Annotated in this window: 12 protein-coding genes; 6 read left to right on the top strand and 6 right to left on the bottom strand. The window is 45.3% G+C overall.

Annotated elements, in window-relative coordinates:
* Nucleotides 1-181: 181 nt before the first annotated feature.
* Nucleotides 182-3,994: a glycoside hydrolase family 2 TIM barrel-domain containing protein gene (locus tag QUB12_RS05370; RefSeq protein ID WP_333305809.1), complete on the top strand. Its 3,813-nt coding sequence runs from the start codon at nt 182-184 to the stop codon at nt 3,992-3,994.
* A 187-nt stretch (nt 3,995-4,181) separates the two neighbouring features.
* On the opposite strand, the gene QUB12_RS05365 is transcribed toward QUB12_RS05370, so the two are convergent.
* From QUB12_RS05365 to dnaK, 6 genes are all read right to left on the bottom strand, one after another.
* A complete protein-coding gene (locus QUB12_RS05365) occupies nt 4,182-4,427 on the bottom strand; it encodes an HNH endonuclease (protein WP_333138299.1) in 246 nt (81 codons plus the stop codon).
* A 9-nt stretch (nt 4,428-4,436) separates the two neighbouring features.
* On the bottom strand, nt 4,437-4,793 hold the full coding sequence (locus tag QUB12_RS05360; RefSeq protein WP_333138301.1) for a KGK domain-containing protein: 357 nt from the start codon (nt 4,791-4,793) through the stop codon (nt 4,437-4,439).
* A gap of 153 nt (nt 4,794-4,946) precedes the next feature.
* Nucleotides 4,947-7,403 (bottom strand): dynamin-like GTPase family protein, encoded by a 2,457-nt coding sequence (locus tag QUB12_RS05355; RefSeq protein WP_333138303.1) that lies wholly within the window; start codon nt 7,401-7,403, stop codon nt 4,947-4,949.
* Between the two features lie 140 nt (nt 7,404-7,543).
* On the bottom strand, nt 7,544-8,482 hold the full coding sequence (locus QUB12_RS05350; RefSeq protein WP_333138305.1) for an Rpn family recombination-promoting nuclease/putative transposase: 939 nt from the start codon (nt 8,480-8,482) through the stop codon (nt 7,544-7,546).
* 103 nt (nt 8,483-8,585) lie between these two features.
* Nucleotides 8,586-9,746 carry a J domain-containing protein gene (locus QUB12_RS05345; RefSeq protein ID WP_333138307.1) on the bottom strand — a complete coding sequence of 387 codons (1,161 nt, stop codon included), beginning with the start codon at nt 9,744-9,746 and terminating at the stop codon, nt 8,586-8,588.
* Nucleotides 9,747-9,877: 131 nt separating this feature from the next.
* Nucleotides 9,878-12,010, bottom strand: a complete 2,133-nt coding sequence (gene dnaK, locus QUB12_RS05340) for a molecular chaperone DnaK (RefSeq protein ID WP_333305807.1) — start codon at nt 12,008-12,010, stop codon at nt 9,878-9,880.
* 55 nt (nt 12,011-12,065) lie between these two features.
* Between dnaK and QUB12_RS05335 the strand changes: the two genes are divergently transcribed.
* The 5 genes from QUB12_RS05335 (at nt 12,066) to QUB12_RS05315 (ending at nt 17,774) form a co-directional block, all read left to right on the top strand.
* Nucleotides 12,066-12,206 carry a hypothetical protein gene (locus tag QUB12_RS05335; RefSeq protein WP_333305805.1) on the top strand — a complete coding sequence of 47 codons (141 nt, stop codon included), beginning with the start codon at nt 12,066-12,068 and terminating at the stop codon, nt 12,204-12,206.
* Nucleotides 12,207-12,634: 428 nt separating this feature from the next.
* The gene (locus QUB12_RS05330) at nt 12,635-12,889 is read left to right on the top strand and encodes a hypothetical protein (RefSeq protein ID WP_333305803.1); all 255 of its coding nucleotides are present in this window, start codon (nt 12,635-12,637) and stop codon (nt 12,887-12,889) included.
* The gene (gene vapC, locus QUB12_RS05325; protein WP_333056661.1) at nt 12,886-13,296 is read left to right on the top strand and encodes a type II toxin-antitoxin system tRNA(fMet)-specific endonuclease VapC; all 411 of its coding nucleotides are present in this window, start codon (nt 12,886-12,888) and stop codon (nt 13,294-13,296) included. Before QUB12_RS05330 ends, vapC begins: the two co-directional genes overlap by 4 nt.
* Nucleotides 13,297-13,473: 177 nt before the next feature.
* Nucleotides 13,474-14,244 carry a Uma2 family endonuclease gene (locus QUB12_RS05320; RefSeq protein ID WP_333305801.1) on the top strand — a complete coding sequence of 257 codons (771 nt, stop codon included), beginning with the start codon at nt 13,474-13,476 and terminating at the stop codon, nt 14,242-14,244.
* A 104-nt stretch (nt 14,245-14,348) separates the two neighbouring features.
* Entirely contained in the window at nt 14,349-17,774 is a 3,426-nt protein-coding gene (locus QUB12_RS05315; RefSeq protein WP_333305799.1) for a helicase-related protein, read from the top strand.
* The last annotated feature ends 228 nt before the right edge of the window (nt 17,775-18,002 follow it).

The raw sequence follows: 18,002 nt of genomic DNA, 5'->3' as shown, positions 1-18,002 counted from the left end.
TGAAACAACCTTGTTAAAACTTAGTTAAAACTAAGTATTTATTTTTTCTATACAAAACCACATTTGTCTGCTCTGTGCCATCTTCCCAGAGGCAGATTGGGAGGGGGATTTCTGCTGAATCAACTGCTATCATAGAGCCAGGGACAAATTAGATTATCTAATTTCTGGGAGAAATAAGCGAGTGAATCACAAGCTGGCCAAAATTATCGGATTATTTTTCGCAGCCGCCACCCTCTTTGGATTCGTCGGTTACGCGCTTCAAAATCCCGACTTCGCCAGCAGCTCAGCGATATCGATCGGCTTCCCCAATCTTACCACCGCGGCCGCCGGGGCGATCGACAACAAACGATCCCAAATCTATCTTAACGGAACTTGGCAATTTGTCCCCGCAGTTGGCAACCCCCAAAACCCCCCCGTCTCTCCAAATTGGGGTTCCATCTGGGTGCCGGGAGACTGGCAAAAAGAAAACCACCAATCCGTACCCGGAATCATCACTCGCGGCAGCGGCAAAGATTGGGAAAACTTCAACAGTAAACAACTATCAAAAGCTTGGTATCAGAGAAATATAGACATTCCCGGCGACTGGACAAACCGCCGAATTTTTCTCGACTTAGCCAGAGTCAGCACCGATGCAGTCATCTTTGTCAACGGCATTAACTGCGGTCAAGTCCCCTGGCCCTACGGCACTATTGAAATTACCAAAGCAGCCAAACCCGGTCAAAACACCCTATCTATTTTAGTGATAGCAGTATCCGATGAAAAGGAAAAAGCCGTCATCATGGGCCCCACAGAAATCTACACAGAAAAATCAAAATTGGAATCGCGGGGAATCATCGGCGAGGTAAGGCTTCTGATCCTTCCCCCAGGCCCGTTAATTAGGGACGTATTCGTCCAAACTTCCACCCGAAAGAAGCAAGTTAAATTAGATGTAGAACTCAAAGACGTTGCCCAAAGCGGTCAAGTAGAAATAATCGCGCAAATGCTCGACGAAAAAGGCAAAGTAGAACAAAAATTTACAGGCACTGCCAAGGTTCAAGCTAAACCCATTCAAACCGTACAAGTTCAGTGGAATTGGTCAAATCCCCGTCTTTGGGATGTCGGGCAACCAAACCTTTACACCCTGAAATTAGAAGTAAAAGGCAGCGGCATTGACACGCAATACGACCAACCTTTTGGCTTCCGCGAATTTTGGATAGAAGGGCGCAAATTTTTCTTAAACGGAACCGAATTGCGGCTGCGACCAAACTTGCACTCCGAGTCTTGGCAAACCGGGACAGTTGAAGTTGCTGACAGGCTAATTGATGGCTACGTAAAAGCAGGTTTTAACATAACAGAAATGTGGCCTTGGAATCACGACGAACGGGGTAAGTGGCACTTCCGAGAGTTATTTTCGGAAAGAGCAGACCTCAAAGGTTTTCCAATTATGGCTCCCGCCTTAGACATTCGTCCTATCGCTTGGAACGGCAAGTGGAAGAACCCCCTGTGGAAAAATCGCTGGAAAGACCGAATGGTGACTGAAATGCGCCGCTACCGCAATCATCCATCAGTATTAATGTGGGCGACAAGTCCTAATTTTTTCGGCAACGGTGACGACCAAAATCCCCGTCGCATCGGCCAAACTAAAGTAGAAGGAACTCTCAGTCCGCCGGACAATGAGCGTTTGCGGGTCAACACTCCCCTAGGAAATGACGCTATAGCGACGATTAAATCCGCTGACCCCACCAGACCTGTAATGGTACACCAAGGCGCACAGTTCGGCGATGTTTATGCGCTGAATTCTTATTTAAATATGATTCCCTTGCAAGAACGGGAAGAGTGGATTTCTGAGTGGAGCAAAACCGGGGAAAAGCCCTACATGGCAGTCGAGTTTGGCACTCCTCTGCACGCAACGATGATGCGGGGCCGCAAAGGTTTTGGTCAGGCAATTCTCAGCGAACCTTGGATGACTGAGTTTGCGGCAATTTATTTTGGCAAGCAGGCTTACGAGTTGGAAACTGCCGCTTATAAAACTACAATTCGCCAGCAATTTGTCAAGGGTCAGGAATATCAAAGCTGGCATTTTAAAAACGAGTTAGATTTTGCACCCGCTTTTCAAAAGTTGCAGCAGTTATTCAGTACAAATACTTGGCGGAGTTGGCGGACTTTTGGAATGTCTGGGGGGATGATTCCTTGGAATGACGGACATGGTTGGGAAGTTTCCGAGGCGGGCAGAAAAAAGGTGGATATTGGGGCATTCCAACCTGGTCGCCGGGGAGTTTATTTGAAGCAAGTCTCAAATAATCTTTTGAATTATTACCAGCCAGAAGCTTATACGGTTCATCCTGGGGGCGAGGCAATTATGAATAATAATAGCTCGACTTTGGCTTGGATTGCTGGTGCTAGCCCGGTTTTTACTGCGAAAGATCACAATTTATTTGTGGGCGGAAAACTGGCCAAGCAAGTAGTGTTAATTAACGATACGCGGACGGCGCAAGAATTTTCGTTTAATTGGCGGGTTTTGGTGGGGGGTAAAGAAGTAAAAAAAGGCGAGAGAAAAGGCAGGATTGAGGCGGCAGGAACGCTGTTTTTCCCAATAGACGTAAAATTGCCAAATACCATTTCTAGCAAGGCTGACGGCGAAATTCGCTTGACTGCGCGAGTGGGCGAGCGATCGCATTCTGATACATTTGCTTTCCGCGTTTTTCCCAAACAATCCAACATCAAAGATTCGGTGACAATTTTCGATCCAGCGGGCAAAACATCGGCAATGTTAAAACAATTAGGTTATCAGCTTGTACCGTGGAATGGTTCGCAAGTCTCCTCGCTATTAATTATCGGTAGGGAAGCATTTTCTAGCGGGGAAAATTTGCCGGGAAGTGTAGAAAGTTTTGTGCAAAACGGCGGCAAAGCCATTGTGTTTCCTCAGCGCCGGGAATGGCTGGAGAATACGGGTTTCCGGGTTGCCGGCCATGTCAGCCGCCGCGCTTATCCAGTTGACAGCAGCCATCCCGCAATTAGCGGTTTAGACAGTGAAGATTTGCGGGATTGGGTGGGGGAAAGCACGCTGCTTGAAGCTTATCCAGATACAATTAAAACTGGCCCTAATTTGACTCAGGCAAATAAACATTGGTACGGCTGGCGCTGGGGAAATCGCGGCGGTGTCAGTAGCGCTTCTATTGAGAAGCCGCACCGCAGCGGTTGGCGCCCCATTTTGGAATCTGAGTTTGATTTAGCTTATTCGCCGCTGATGGAATTGGATTACGGAAAAGGGCGGCTGATTTTAAACGAGTTGGATTTGGAAGACCATTATTCTGTCGATGCTGGGGCGGCGCAGTTAGTGCAACAAATTGTGAGTTACGGCATGAATTCTCCGGTACTTGGAAAGCCGGAACAAGTGGTTTTAATTGGGGGAGATGAAGATGCCCAAAAGTTGGACAGTTTGGGGGTAATTTATCAGCGCGCTAGTTCGCTTTCTAATGATGTTGGTTTGGTGATTGTGGGGAGAGAAGCGAATCTGAAAGATGCAGATTTGCGCGGTTATTTGAATGCGGGCGGGAAGGCGTTTTTCTTGCCGCGTCAAGTGCCTGCTGCGGGTTTGGGCGTGGGTTTGCAGCAAGCGCAGGATTTTGGGGGTTCGCTGGCGGTTCCGAGTTGGGATGAGGTGAAGGGGGTTAGTGCCTCAGATTTGCGATCGCGCTCTTTTTATGATACTTGGTTGATTAAGTCTGGGGGAGAAGTCGGTGCTGACGGTTTGTTAAGTCGGGTCAAAGTTGGTAAGGGTGTGGCGATTTTTTCTCAGATTGAACCGGACAGTTTGAATGCTGATACTAAGACTTATTTGCGTTTTACTCGCTGGCGGCAAACCAGGGCAAATGCTCAGATTTTGGCTAATTTAGGGGCTAGTTTTAAGGCGGATGGATCTGTGTTTAGCGGTTCGAGTCGGGAGTTTTATCACTGGGATTACAGAACGGATTTTGAGAAGGGGGATGATCCTTATCGGTATTATAGATGGTAGGATTTTTTAACCGCAGAGGGCACAGAGTACGCAGAGGAAGAGAAGAGAGAGATGAATAATTTAGTCCGGGACGCATTTCGATCGAAGAAACCGGGTTTTTTACTAAATCTGTGGTTTGCAACGAAGTATTTTCGTAAAAAAACCCGGTTTCTGGAGTCCGGTGTGTAAGTCCTAATACTGTTAAATATCAAAGGTCAAAGTGACGGCGGAAGCGCGGGTCTAGTTTGTCGGTTTTCTTTTGGTTGCAGGCGCTGCAGAGGGTTTGCAAGTTGCTGATGTCGTTGCTGCCGCCGCGCGCTAGGGGGATGATATGATCGATCGTCAGTTGGGTTTCTAGTTTGGTTTGGCCGCAGCTTTGGCACTGGTATTTATTGCGAGTAAATACATATTTTCTGACTTCTGGGGGAATGGGGATTCTAGGGGTTTTAGTCATCTTGTTTTGCTAACTCTCTTTAGGCATTTTTTGACGCAAATCTTCCAGAGGAGAAACAACTTTAGTATCTGCTGATTTTCCAGTTTCGGCAATTTCTCCAACTTCAAGCTCTTCAGGCTGAAACTCTAAAGTAATTCTCACTTTTCCTCTTTGCCAACTCTTCGCACCAGGCTTAAGTATTTTACAATCTATTCCTTCTCTAAACCAAGTTTCTTTTAATTCTGTCCATCCCGCTTGAGCTTTTATTAGAGTCATCATCGCTGCAATAAACTCACTTATTGTAAAGGTGCGGTTGGTGACTAAAATGTGATCCGAATATACAGACACCACATCGTCACGTTTCAGTGAATCAAAGTTATCATTCATTTTTATTTCCGGTTTTGGCTATTGTAATTATAAGGGTTTTTGGTGAAACTTGTACAAGTATTATTTAGTTTGAATAGATACCGGGCGAGGAAAATCGCGTCTACACAAACCAAGCAAAAATACCGGGCGAATGTAATTCGCCCGGTATTTCAATTACCCCCATTCCGATTCCAATTGTTCACCATCCACCGACACGCTATCATTTTGTCCAATTACAGGCAACAAATGCTCGTGCAACTTCATCGCCTGCAAACAACTATTAATCCCAGAAACCGCCCGATCGTACTCTTGAATCTTCTGCTCATTCTCAGCTTGCCGCCGCAGATTCCCAGCAATCTTTTCCTCCGCTTCCTGTGCCAAAGTTTGCTCCAAATAATCGCGGGCTTGACTGTATTTCTGTAAAATATCATCAGCTTGCTTTTGGGCCAGCGGCAACAAATGCTCTTTCAGGGTTTGGTTGACAGTTTGGCGGAAAGTTTGCCGAATAGTTCTAGATACTTTTGGCTCAAAATCTAGCCGCAATAATTGCCTAATTGCCGGTTGGGCGTCCACCATGTTTTCGCAGTCGAAACCTTGAGAAGTTTGCTGCAAAGTTTCCCGGAATTGATAAATTGAAAATGTGCCTTCGTCGTAAAAACGGGGACTTTCTCGCACGTAGCGATCGCACTCAACGCCCGCCGCATTTACCAAAGCATCAGAAACCCGCTTTGATAACTCCTCTAACTGCTGTTCAATTCCCCCGTCGTTCCCTAACAACCGATAGAGTAATCGATAGTATTCCGACTTGCGAACGCTATCTTTCAAATACTGAAAATAATTATCAACCAGTGACTTAGTAGCCTCTACTAAAATATCTTCCAACTGATTCGCTAAATAATAAAGCGCTTCAACTAAAACAGCAATTAAAGGTGCTGTGGCATTGCGGGGATGATTCCGCAAAGTGCGTCCGTAAGCCGCCTCAACAGAAAATCCGTCTAACAATTCATCCAAGCGCCGGATCATCCGAGATTGCAGTTGCCGAAAGTCTATATCGAAAATATCGCATCTGTTCATAATCATTTCATTGACTTCTTCGGCGATATGTTCCCGAAAATCCTGTCCGACTTGCTGCAACTCTTGATTTAGTCGCAAAAGTTCCTGTGCTTTCATTGCTTCAATTTCGCGGGGCTGGCTGTCCAAATTCCGCTGAATTGTTTGGTAATGTTTCCGCAGTTGAATGCACAAATCTTCTAAATCGTCAGCTAAATTTTTGAACAGTTGCGGGCGTTTTTCTTCTGTGAGGTAACGGGTGATGGCTGTGCGAAAATCTTCGATGCCGCTATCTTGAATTAATTGAGCAATTAATGGTTGTCCTTGTTCTGCAAGAATCCGCACGTAGTTTTCATTGGGTGTTTCGTAGCTGTTCACTGAAATGCGAAATTTGCTCGGAGACAGTTTGCCGGAATTCGCACAGTAGCGATTAAATTCACTAACAAATTGCGGAGTTTCTTCACTATTACTAAAAAAATCTGAATCTAATTTATCATCTCCCGAAACTCGCCCTTGACTGCTGGCAAAGATTGTATTTAAACCAAAGCGATCGCGCCCTGTTGTCCCTCGAATCAAACTCCCGTAAAATCCCAACAATCCGCTAGTTTTGTAAACTCTGGCAGTATCGCGAAAGTCGGAATTAATCAGATTTTCTAAGCGCTGTCGCAGTTGCGTGTTGTACCAAGTTTCGTCAATGCGGTTAAAAATGTAAAACAGTCGATCGCGAATTCCGGGATTTCCCCGTGTCTTTTCCATCAACTCGGTTTCCTCCGTCGTCATTTCCCCAGACGAAGCCGCTTTCAAAACGCACACAACCGCCGAAGTATCCGGGCTTTCAATCTTATCATAAGTCAATTCTGCATCCCGTTGCACTGGTGCATCAATTCCCGGCGTATCGATAATAATATTGCCATCTTGCAGCAGCGGATGATAACAGTAATATTCAACTCGCTTGAGTACAGCGCTGTTACTACCGCGACGGGCATAACTAGCAGCTTCCTTGAGATTGGAAAAATTAAACTGTTCCATCGAGTAGGTAGCGTTTTCGAGAGTTTGGATGCGATCGCGATTTGCCTCAAAACCTTCTAACAGCAGCATCAAAGCCTTAGCTTTTTTGGCAACCTCGGATTTATTTTCGCCGCCTTCCGTTTCAATAATTATGTTACATCCCTGAGACAACAGCGACACTACATCTGTTTGATTAATATTAAGTTCAGTAGCTAAACCTAACTGATGGCAAAGCACAGAAGCTTGCTGGCTAATCTCAAACTCGCTCAAAAAAGTGAGAACAACCCGCTCTTTTTCCGGCTCAGCAAAGGCGATATAACATTCAGTACCTGTCGCGTGCCCTTCTGCACTGTAGAGCAATTCCCGCTCCAGCAAAGCATTAATTAGCATGGATTTTCCCGCACTGAAAGCGCCAGCAAACACAATTTCAAACTCAGGAGAAATTGCCTTTTTCAGAGAAGCTTGTACCGCCGTGATATCTTGTTGTCGCAAAGAGGATTCCTGACGCAGCAGTTGCAGTAAAGAGTCAACTTGCTCTTGCAGATTGTTGCATTGAGGGGGCATTTGAGTCATCGCGGCAGACTGCTCCTGATTGTGGGAAAATTACCTTAGTCTTAATTCTCTGCTAGTTCAGGAATAATCACAACAGTAATTTTACTTATGCGATCCGGGATTGCTGAAAGTGCGATCCTCTTCGAGGGCTCCGCTAACGGCTATTCTGCGGGTAAATCTTGTGTTTGCAGCCAAGCTGTTAAATCTGATATGTCGTTAAAATTTAACAAGGCTTCTCCTAAGTTTTCCAATTGGTCGATCGACAATTCCCCAATTAGACTTTGAACTTCGGGAGTGACAGCACCTACACGGCGTTCCAACAGACGAACAATCAGTGCTATTTGTCCTTCCTTAATTCCTTCTTGTCTGCCTTTTTCTGTTGCTATGCTGACGGCTTTAGTGATTTCTCCCCGACGGTCTTGGATGTAAATTTCCTGTTTTTGCAACTCGCTTAATTCGTCATAGCTCAAATTAGCTTTAGTCGCTATTGCAAATGCTTGACTAATCTCTGGCACCTCTTCCATTGTTGCAGGTACTGCGTTTAAGTCCCTAGCAGTTTTGAGAAAATAAATCCACTTATCGGTTAATGTTTCTAACTCGTTCAAACTTTTTTGGAACTTGGGTAACTCAACAAAAACCAATTCACAATCGAAAATAGGATAATCGCTCAAGAACTCTCTTTCTTTCAGGACAAACCGCGAAATTACTTTCCTAAAATCCTCAAACATCTCAAAATCAGTGATGGTCAAGGCAATCACTGGATTCAACATTACATATTGTTCTGCTGTTTCTAATTGCGTTGAATAAGCTTTGGCTGCATTGTACAAAATCCGCTTTTCAAAAGCCTCTACGTTCAAAACCTGCATCTCGATAATTACATTTGTGCCGTCATTTAACTGAGCTCTAATATCGACGTAAGTATCCTTAAGACCTCGAATTAGCGGTAGTGAATGAGGATCGAGGATTTGCAAACTTTCGATGGTGGGCTGACTGTCATACAGCAAGGCATTCAAAAAACTCTTGAGAATGTCTTTGCTATTTTCAGAACCGAATATTTTTTTGAAAGCAAAATCAGTTTTAGGATTGATGAATGTGAACATATTGGTAAGGGTAAATTTGTAATAGTTAAGTCTTCAGGTGCGGGAGGCGCACCCTACTAGATTATAGCAACCAAACTTCTGGTGTGCATTGCACGCTACAGAATTAAACCGACAAATTTTGACGCGGTTTAAAAAATTCTATCTGCCGCAATTTTTCGTACAATTCCCGTTCCTCCTCGCTAATTTCCTTGGGGATTAACACCTGAATTTCTACCAATTGATCGCCCCGATCGCCATTTCCTGTTGGATAGCCTTTGTTAGCCAGTCGCAACCGCTTTCCAGACGTTACTCCCGGTGGCAATTTCATCTTTACCAAGCCGTCTAGCGTCGGTACTTCCACCTCTCCCCCCAACACCGCTTCGCTGGGAGTCAGTGGCAATTCGCAGCAAATATCCGACATTTCCAATCGAAAAAATGGATGGGGAGAAACCGTGATTTTCAAATATAAATCCCCGCCGCCCATACCTTGATTTCGCAAGCGAATCCGCTGGCCTGATACCATAGCAGGAGGCAGAGTCACCTCGATCGCTCGCCCATCTTCCAAACGAATTCGCTCAGTACCACCCGAATAAGCCCTTTCCAAAGGCAGAGTTAGCCTGGCCTCAATGTCTCTTCTCGTTTCGCGATCGACTGTTTCCCGTCGCATTTCGCGATCGACTGCTTCCCGTCGCATTTCGCGATCGTCCACATCCCGTCGCATTTCGCGATCGACTGCTTCCCGTCGCATTTCGCGATCGTCTGTTTCTCGTCGCATTTCGCGATCGTCAAAATCCCTTCTAGGTGGGCGAGAATTAGCCACATAACTCGTTTTCTTAGAAGCCGTACTCCACGGTTCCGAGGAGGCTACTCCCTGTGTATCATTCGCTGTCGCCATCCTCACTTCTCGGCGCCTTCCGAGCACTTGATCGAGAAATTTATTAAAATCCGAGTAATCACTAAAATCGACATCTTCGGTCGGTTTTTTGCGAGTATTTTTAGTGTTTCCCCAAGTTTTGAAATTGGGAAGTCGCACCCCTTGCTTTCCTTGAAATCCCTTTTGTTTCCAGAATTTACTAAACTGATCGTATTGAGCGCGCTTCTCGATATCGGAAAGAATATCATAAGCTTCATTAATATCCTTAAACTTATCTTCAGCAGATTGATCCCCTGGATTTACGTCAGGGTGCAACTGTCTGGCTAGCCGTCGATAGGCTTTTTTTATCTCATCAGCCGTGGCATCTTTGGGCACTCCCAAAATTAGATAGTAATTGCGAAAATTCTGCATATTTAGTCATTAGTCATTAGTTATTAGTCATTAGTCATTAGTCATTAATTATTAGTCATTAGTCATTAGTCATGCTGCTTCCCTGCTTCAAACTAGGGACTAATGACTAGGGACTAATGACTAACCACTAATTAGAGCCAATCGTCGTCATCATCCCAATCGTCGCTTTGATTTTGATAAGGGCGAGTGGGGCGATTAGCACTGCTTCTACGATCGCCCATTCGATCGCCCATTCGATCGCCCATTCGATCGCCCATACGATCGCCCATTCGATCGCCCATTCGATCGCCGGTGCGATCGTAGGGACGATCGGGAATTGGATCGACAGTCGATCGCCTGTACGGTTTAGCATTTTGATAATAGCTGTTGTCATCGCTGCGCCGCTTGGTACCGTCGCCCGTAAAAGTCCGCTTCACAGACTCAAAGAAATCATCATCATCGTCATCATCAGCAAAAGCTGAAACTTCCCGGCTCAAATCGTAAAGAGCATCTTGCAAATCCGAACCAACTTGGTCAACTCCCCGCTCATCATTGCGTTCCAAACTGTCTCGCAATTCCCGAATTAAAGTTTCAATTCGCTGGCGGCTTCTTTGAGCAAACTGCATTCCGCGATCGAGCGCAACTTCTCGCAACTGCCGCTCAGCTTGATAAGCTAAAGCTTCAGCGCGATTGCGTTTTTCTACCCTTTCCCGCTGCAACTTATCAGCTTGAGCAAACTGTTCCGCATCGCGAATCATTTGATTCACTTCCTGCTGACTCAGCGTCGAAGCACCTTGCACAGTAATGCTTTGTTCCCTGCCGGTAGTTTTGTCCAAAGCTGTCACCAACAGCATCCCGTTAGCATCAATATCAAAAGCTACTTGCACCTGCGGAATCCCTCGCGGTGCCGGCGGAATTCCAGTTAGTTTAAACCGTCCCAAAGACTTATTATCTCTGCCTAATTCCCGTTCCCCTTGGATGACGTGAATTTCTACCACAGTTTGGTTGTTTTCAGCAGTGGAAAAAATGTCCGATCGCCTGACGGGAATAGTAGTATTGCGAGGAATCAGTTTTTTCATCACCCCGCCGATAGTTTCCAAACCCAGCGACAGCGGCGTCACATCCAACAGCAGCACATCGCGGACATCCCCACCCAAAATACCCGCTTGAATTGCCGCACCCACCGCCACAACTTCATCGGGATTCACATTTTGATTCGGTTCTTTATCAATCAAGTTGCGAACAACTTCCTGCACCAAAGGAATGCGAGTCGAACCGCCGACTAGCACAACTTCATCAATGCGAGAAGGACTCAAACTTGCATCAGCCAAAGCTTGTTTGACCGGCCGCCGCAACCGCTGCACCAAATCTGTGCACAGCCCCTCAAATTGACCGCGAGTTAGTCGCGTTTCCAGATGCAAAGGCCCGTCTTCATTCGCATCGATAAACGGCAAATTAATCTCGGTGACACCGACTCCCGACAGCTCAATCTTGGCTTTTTCTGCCGCTTCGATCAAGCGCTGCAAAGCTTGGCGGTTGCGTCGCAAATCAATTCCTTCTTTTTCTAAGAATTGTTCTGCCAACCAATCCACAATTTTGGAGTCAAAATCATTGCCGCCCAATTGAGTGTCGCCGCTAGTTGCTTTGACTTCAAATACTCCGTCTCCCACGTCTAAAATCGACACATCAAAAGTACCGCCGCCCAAATCAAACACTAAAATAGTTTGACTTTCTCGCCTCTCCAAACCGTAAGCTAAAGAAGCCGCCGTCGGCTCATTTAAAATCCGTTTGACATCAAGTCCGGCAATTCGTCCAGCATCCCGCGTCGCCTGTCGCTGGGAGTCGTTGAAATAAGCGGGAACAGTAATTACAGCCCCCGTCACCTCTTGTCCCAGATAGCGGCTGGCTTCATCGGCCAGTTTCCGCAAAACCATCGCCGAAATTTCCTCTGGGGCAAAATCTTTTTTCAGGCGGGGACACTTGATTTTGATGTTCCCGTTTTCGTCGCGGCGAGTTGTGTAAGGGACGCGCTTTGATTCTGGAGTCAGTTCGGTATATTTGCGTCCGATGTACCGCTTGACGGCGTAAAAGGTGTTTTGCGGGTTGAGAACAGTCTGGCGTCTGGCCATCTGTCCCACAAGGCGTTCTCCTTCCTTTGTGAAAGCGACTACCGAGGGAGTTGTCCGCATCCCTTCTGCATTGGCAATCACAACCGGTTTGCCGCCTTCCATGACGGCTACTACTGAGTTTGTTGTTCCGAGGTCAATGCCAACTACTTTACCCATGCGTCAGTTGTCTCCTGTGGCGTTGTGTGTAACTTTTTCAATATAAGCGTTAAGTATGATTGCATTTATTGTACCGCGTCGAGAAGCGGGGGCTGCAGGGGGATTGCCTCACCTGCGGTTCAGGTTGCTGGGGTTGGCTGGGTACGATCGACCTTTTTTCGATACGGTTTGGCGCAGCAACCGAGGAGTAAATTGATTAGAACTCATATCTTGCACCATTCTCAAGAACAGGCAAGATGCCTGTTCCACAAAAATTCAATGTTCTTGTGGAACAGGCATCTTGCCTGTTCATAAAAGCCTAATTGAGAATGGTGCAAGATATCAGTTAGAATGGATAGCAAAAGTTATCCTATCATTAACATAGAGGTAGCCTGAGTGACCGGATTAGAAGTATTGTAGTCAGTTGAGTTTCTCAATCTAAAAGGCAAAGCAGTTAAAGATAAGTGGGATGAAGATTGAGGTTATTACAAGTAGGAATTACGCACGGGTGGTCAGAAACCGGGTTTTTTTACGAAAATCTTTCGCACTCACCCACAGATTCGGTAAAAAACCCGGTTTCTTGGGCATAGATGCGTAAGTCCTGACAAGATTAATTTTCACTACAAACTTAAGGAGGCAAGAGTTATGCAAAGCATTAAAGTACGATCGCACGTCGGATCAGACGGGATGTTGCATTTGCAAGTCCCGGTTGGGATAAAAGATACAGATTTAGAAGTTATTGTAGTTTTCCAGCGCATAACACCAGCAACTGAGGCTAAAAAACCGGAAGATTTAGGCTGGTCTCCCGGTTTTTTTGAAACGGTAATCGGAAGTTGGGAGGGAGAACCGCTTGTCCGTCCCGATCAGTTGGAATATGAAATGCGGGAAGAATTGCTGTGATTTATCTGTTAGACACCAATACTTGCATCCGTTTGTTAAATCCAGACCGCAACTCATCGGTATCTCGCCGACTAGCAATGATTCGGTCAGGTGATGTAGCAATATGCTCTGTAGTTAAAGCAGAACTTTACTGGGGTGCTTTTAAAAGTTCTCGTCAAGATAGCAATCTAGCTCGACTAGAACGTTTTTTCAATGAGTTTGTAAGTTTGCCTTTTGATGACCAGTCTGCCCTAATTTACGGTCAAATTCGCACTCAATTAGCTGCATCTGGGACACCTATCGGCCCTAATGACCTTTTGATTGCCTCTATTGCTCTCGCCAACAACCTAATTCTTGTAACTCACAATACCCGCGAGTTCAGCCGTGTTGAGGGTTTGCGTCTGGAAGATTGGGAGATAGAGGTCTGAGTTATACCAATTTCATAAAGTTATGCTACATAGAAAGTTTTACTCCCCCCCTTAATAAGGGGGGGTTGGGGGGGGTAGATATGTAGCGCTATTTTATGAATTTGGTATTAGATGTATCGAGTTCGCCTACAATCACAATCTCGCTCCAACAATGCCTGCAATCAAAAAAATAAAACTATGAAATTCACCCTAGATGTAGAAAACAATCCCGCAGGCTGGCCGGATCACACTCAATTACCAGAATCCGACGGCACTTTTGTGAAAAACTTTCAAGAACATCCCCAAAGCATTCTGTTAACCGATTCAATTACTCCCGTCTTCCAAAGCATTCATCTAGATGGTAACTATTGCATCGGTCAAGACTGCGGCATTTATTGGCGATTAACTGACCCGTTAGAAAAGGGTGCAGAAGCGCCAGACTGGTTTTATGTGCCCAATGTTCCGCCAACTATTGACGGTCAATTGCGCCGTTCTTATGTGATGTGGCAAGAATTTGTAGCACCGTTAATTGTGTTAGAGTTTGTATCGGGCAATGGTGCAGAAGAACGGGACAGAACGCCTTTGTTGCGATCGGGTCAACAGGAAACTAAGCCGGGGAAATTCTGGATTTATGAAAATGTCATCCATCCGGCCTTTTACGGAATTTATGAAGTAACTAAGGCTAGCGTTGAAGTCTATCACATGATCGAAGATAGGTATCAATTAGTTGCTGCAAACGATCGCGGTCATTATCCCATTGCACCGTTAGGGGTGGAATTGGGAATTTGGCAAGGAAGGTATCAAAATGTTGAGTTACCTTGGTTGCGCTGGTGGGATAGTCAAGGGAATCTGTTGTTATCTGGCTCTGAAAGAGCAGAACAAGAACGGCAAAGAGCAGATCGCGCCGAAGACCAATTAGAGCAATTGCGCGCTCAATTGCGATCGGCTGGAATTGAACCGCAATTGTAAGCAGGTTTGTAGTGATGACTTTAGTCCTTCCATGTGATTTTTTAAGGACTAAAGTCCTTACTACAAACTTTTTTATGTACAACTAATATAACAGAGGAAACCAAGTGCCGCGCATTTTTGACAACATCGAACAATCACTGCTACCAGCATTGCGAGACACCATTAAACTCTCCTATCGGGCAGATTTTTGCGTGGGCTATTTCAATCTTCGGGGATGGCGGAGAATTGGCGATTTAATCGAAGCTTATGTGGGAAATCCAGGAGCCTGCTGCCGCCTTTTGGTGGGAATGCAAAGTTTGCCATCAGATGAATTGAATGCTAGTTTTAGCCTGATTTCCCATCACGGGGGGATTGACAATAATGCCATTATTCGGCTCAAAAAACGGATGGCTGAGGAATTTCGCCACCAGTTGACGATCGGCGCTCCCAACGATCGCGACGAGCAGGGCTTACGCAGGTTAAGCTATCAGATTAAAAGCGGAAAAGTTATTGTTAAATTATTCTTAGCTTACCCACTGCACGCTAAACTTTATCTCGTTCATCGTCAAGACCCAAACAGCCCAATTGTAGGTTTTTTGGGCAGCAGCAATCTGACTTTATCGGGACTGTCAAAACAAGGGGAATTGAATATTGATATTTTAGATTTTGATGCTTGTAATAAGTTGCAAAAATGGTTTGACGATCGCTGGGAAGAATACGGCTGTGTTGATATTTCTAAAGAACTCGCAGAAATTATCGATCGCAGTTGGGCTAGAGCAGAACTAATTCCACCTTATCACATCTATCTCAACATTGTCTATCATTTGTCCCGCGAGGCGATCGCAGGTATTGCTGAGTTTCAGATTCCCCGCGCTTTTAAGGGTTTATTTAAATTTCAAGAAGAAGCCGTTAAGTTAGCCGCCCGTCACATTACCAGACGGGGAGGCGTAATTATTGGCGACGTTGTAGGGTTGGGTAAAACTTTAGTCGGAACTGCGATCGCCAAAATTTTACAAGAAGACTGTTTCTTGGAAACCCTGATTATTTGTCCCAAAAACTTGGTCAAAATGTGGGAGGAGTATAATTGTAAGTATCTCCTGGGTGCCAAAGTCTTATCCATCAGTCTGGTACAGCAAGAATTGCCAGAATTGCGCCGCTATCGAGTTGTGTTAATTGATGAAAGTCACAACCTCAGAAACCGAGAAGGCAAGCGATATCGAGCAATTCAAGAATATATTGCCATCAACGAAAGTAAATGTATTTTGCTTTCAGCAACTCCCTACAACAAAACCTATTTAGATTTATCTTCTCAGTTGCGGCTGTTTATTCCTGAAGACCAAAATTTAGGACTGCGGCCCGAAGCTTTGCTGAACCAATTGGGCGGAGGCAGTCAAGGAGAGTTAGAATTTATTAAGCGGCATCAATGTTCCGTGCGCTCTTTGGCTGCTTTTGAAAAAAGCGAACATCCTGATGATTGGCGAGATTTGATGAAGCACTACATGGTGAGGCGCACTCGCTCGTTTATTAAAGAAAATTATGCGGAAACTGACGCAGAGAAGAAGCGCAAATATCTAGAATTTGCCGATCGCACGCGATCCTATTTTCCCGATCGCCTTCCCAAAACCATTAAGTTTTCCTCGGAAACTTCCGCAACTAACTCCCAGCTTGACTTTGAGGAAATTGTCGAAGTCATCAATGCACTAAATCTGCCGCGTTACGGGCTGGGAAATTACATCGCCAAAAAACCCAAACAACAGCCGACTGAAGCAGAACAGCGACAGTTAAATGCCCTATTTCGTGGGGGTCGGCGGTTAATGGGATTTTCGCGGACAAACCTGTTTAAACGCCTAGAAAGCAGCGGCAGTGCCTTTATTCAGTCGATCGAGCGCCACATCCTGCGGAATTTTATCTATTTATATGCGATCGACCAAAACTTCGATATTCCGATCGGCACCCAGGATGCAGACTTGTTGGATACCCGCAACAGCGATGAGGATGCTGATTCAGTTGTAGTCAGTAGTTTTGAAAGCGAAGACATCGAAGATGATGCGGGCGAAACTTTAGATATTGAAGCAGAATTGCTGTCAAGCGAAAAAAGTTTTAAACAGCGGGCAGAAGTTGTTTATCGAGAATATCAAACGCGCTATCGACGCAGGTTTAAATGGCTCAAATCTGACTTTTTTGATACCAAGAAGTTAAAACGGGATTTGCTAGAAGATGCCCAATGTCTGATAGAAGTATTGCAAACTTGCGGTAAATGGCATTCTCAACCAGATGAAAAGTTAGCTGCTTTGGTGAAATTGCTCACAGAAACTCACCCCCATGAGAAAGTATTAATTTTTACTCAGTTTGCCGATACAGTCCGCTATATAACTGATAATTTAACTCAGCTAAATATTGCGGGCGCTGCATCGGTGACAGGTAAATCAAAAGACCCCACCGAACTCACATTTCGGTTTAGTCCGACTAGCAACGGTAAGCGTGACAAAATCTCCCCAGAACGAGAATTGCGAATCTTAATTGCCACCGACATTCTGAGTGAAGGTCACAACTTACAAGACAGTGCGATTATCGTTAATTATGACTTACCTTGGGCAATTATTCGGTTAATTCAGCGGGCGGGAAGAGTGGATAGAATCGGTCAAAAAGCCGATCGCATTTTGTGCTATTCGTTTTTGCCAGACGAAGGAGTCGATCGCATTATCAACCTGCGCGAAAGACTGCGCCGACGCTTGCAAGAAAATGCCGAAGTCGTCGGAACTGATGAGACATTTTTTGAGGATGACTCACCTCAAGTAATTCTCGATATTTACAATGAAAAATCAGGAATTTTAGATGGCGAAGAAGATGCCGAAGTTGACTTAACATCGGAAGCTTTTCAAATTTGGAAAAATGCCACGGACAACAACCCAATTTTGAAAAAAACCATTGAGTCAATGCCAAATGTAGTTTATTCAACTCGCAATCATACTCCCGCACCCTTGCAACCAGAAGGAGTTTTATTGTACATGAAAACCGCCGAGGGAAATGATTCGTTGATTTGGGTCGATCGCGATGGCAATAGCGTTAGTCAATCGCAACTCGGAATCCTCAGAATTGCAGCCTGCGACGAAGCGACACCAGCAATTCCCAGAGACAAACAGCATCACGAATTAGTCACAAAAGGTGCAGAGTTGATAGCAGAAGAAGAGTTAACTGCGGGCGGACAATTGGGCAGGCCTTCCGGGGCCCGGTTCCGAACATACGAACGTTTGAAGAGTTACTTTAAGGAAATGAATGGTACAATATTTGCATCCGATGAATTGTCAAAAGCCATCGATGAAATTTACCGCTATCCCCTGCGCCAGTCGGCAATTGACACGTTAAATCGGCAGTTAAAAAGCGGTATTGGCGATCGACAATTAGCAGAATTAGTCGTGGGTTTGCGGATGGATGACCGTTTGTGTATAGTCAATGAAGACGAAGACAAACGGGAACCAATGATTATTTGTTCTTTAGGCTTGTTTCAGGAGAAAGCTGTCAGTCCGCCATTCCTCTCACCATCCAGCTAGTCCGCCAGGGAATGAATTCCCTGTCTAATAGCGAAAGTCGTCTAAAGACGACTCATGAATTGAAAATTTTTCTTCTCAGTCCTCTTAAGAGGACTTTCGCTTTGAGACAGGGGTTTCAACCCCTGTCGGACTGTCGGACTGTCGAACTGTTTGTCTAATAGCGAAAGTCGTCTAAAGACGACTCATGAATTGAAAATTTTTCTTCTCAGTCCTCTTAAGAGGACTTTC

This window comes from Microcoleus sp. B7-D4, assembly GCF_036705125.1.
Taxonomy (GTDB): domain Bacteria; phylum Cyanobacteriota; class Cyanobacteriia; order Cyanobacteriales; family Microcoleaceae; genus Microcoleus.
Note: the sequence above shows the minus strand (reverse complement) of the source record. Positions and strands in the feature narration are given on the sequence as shown.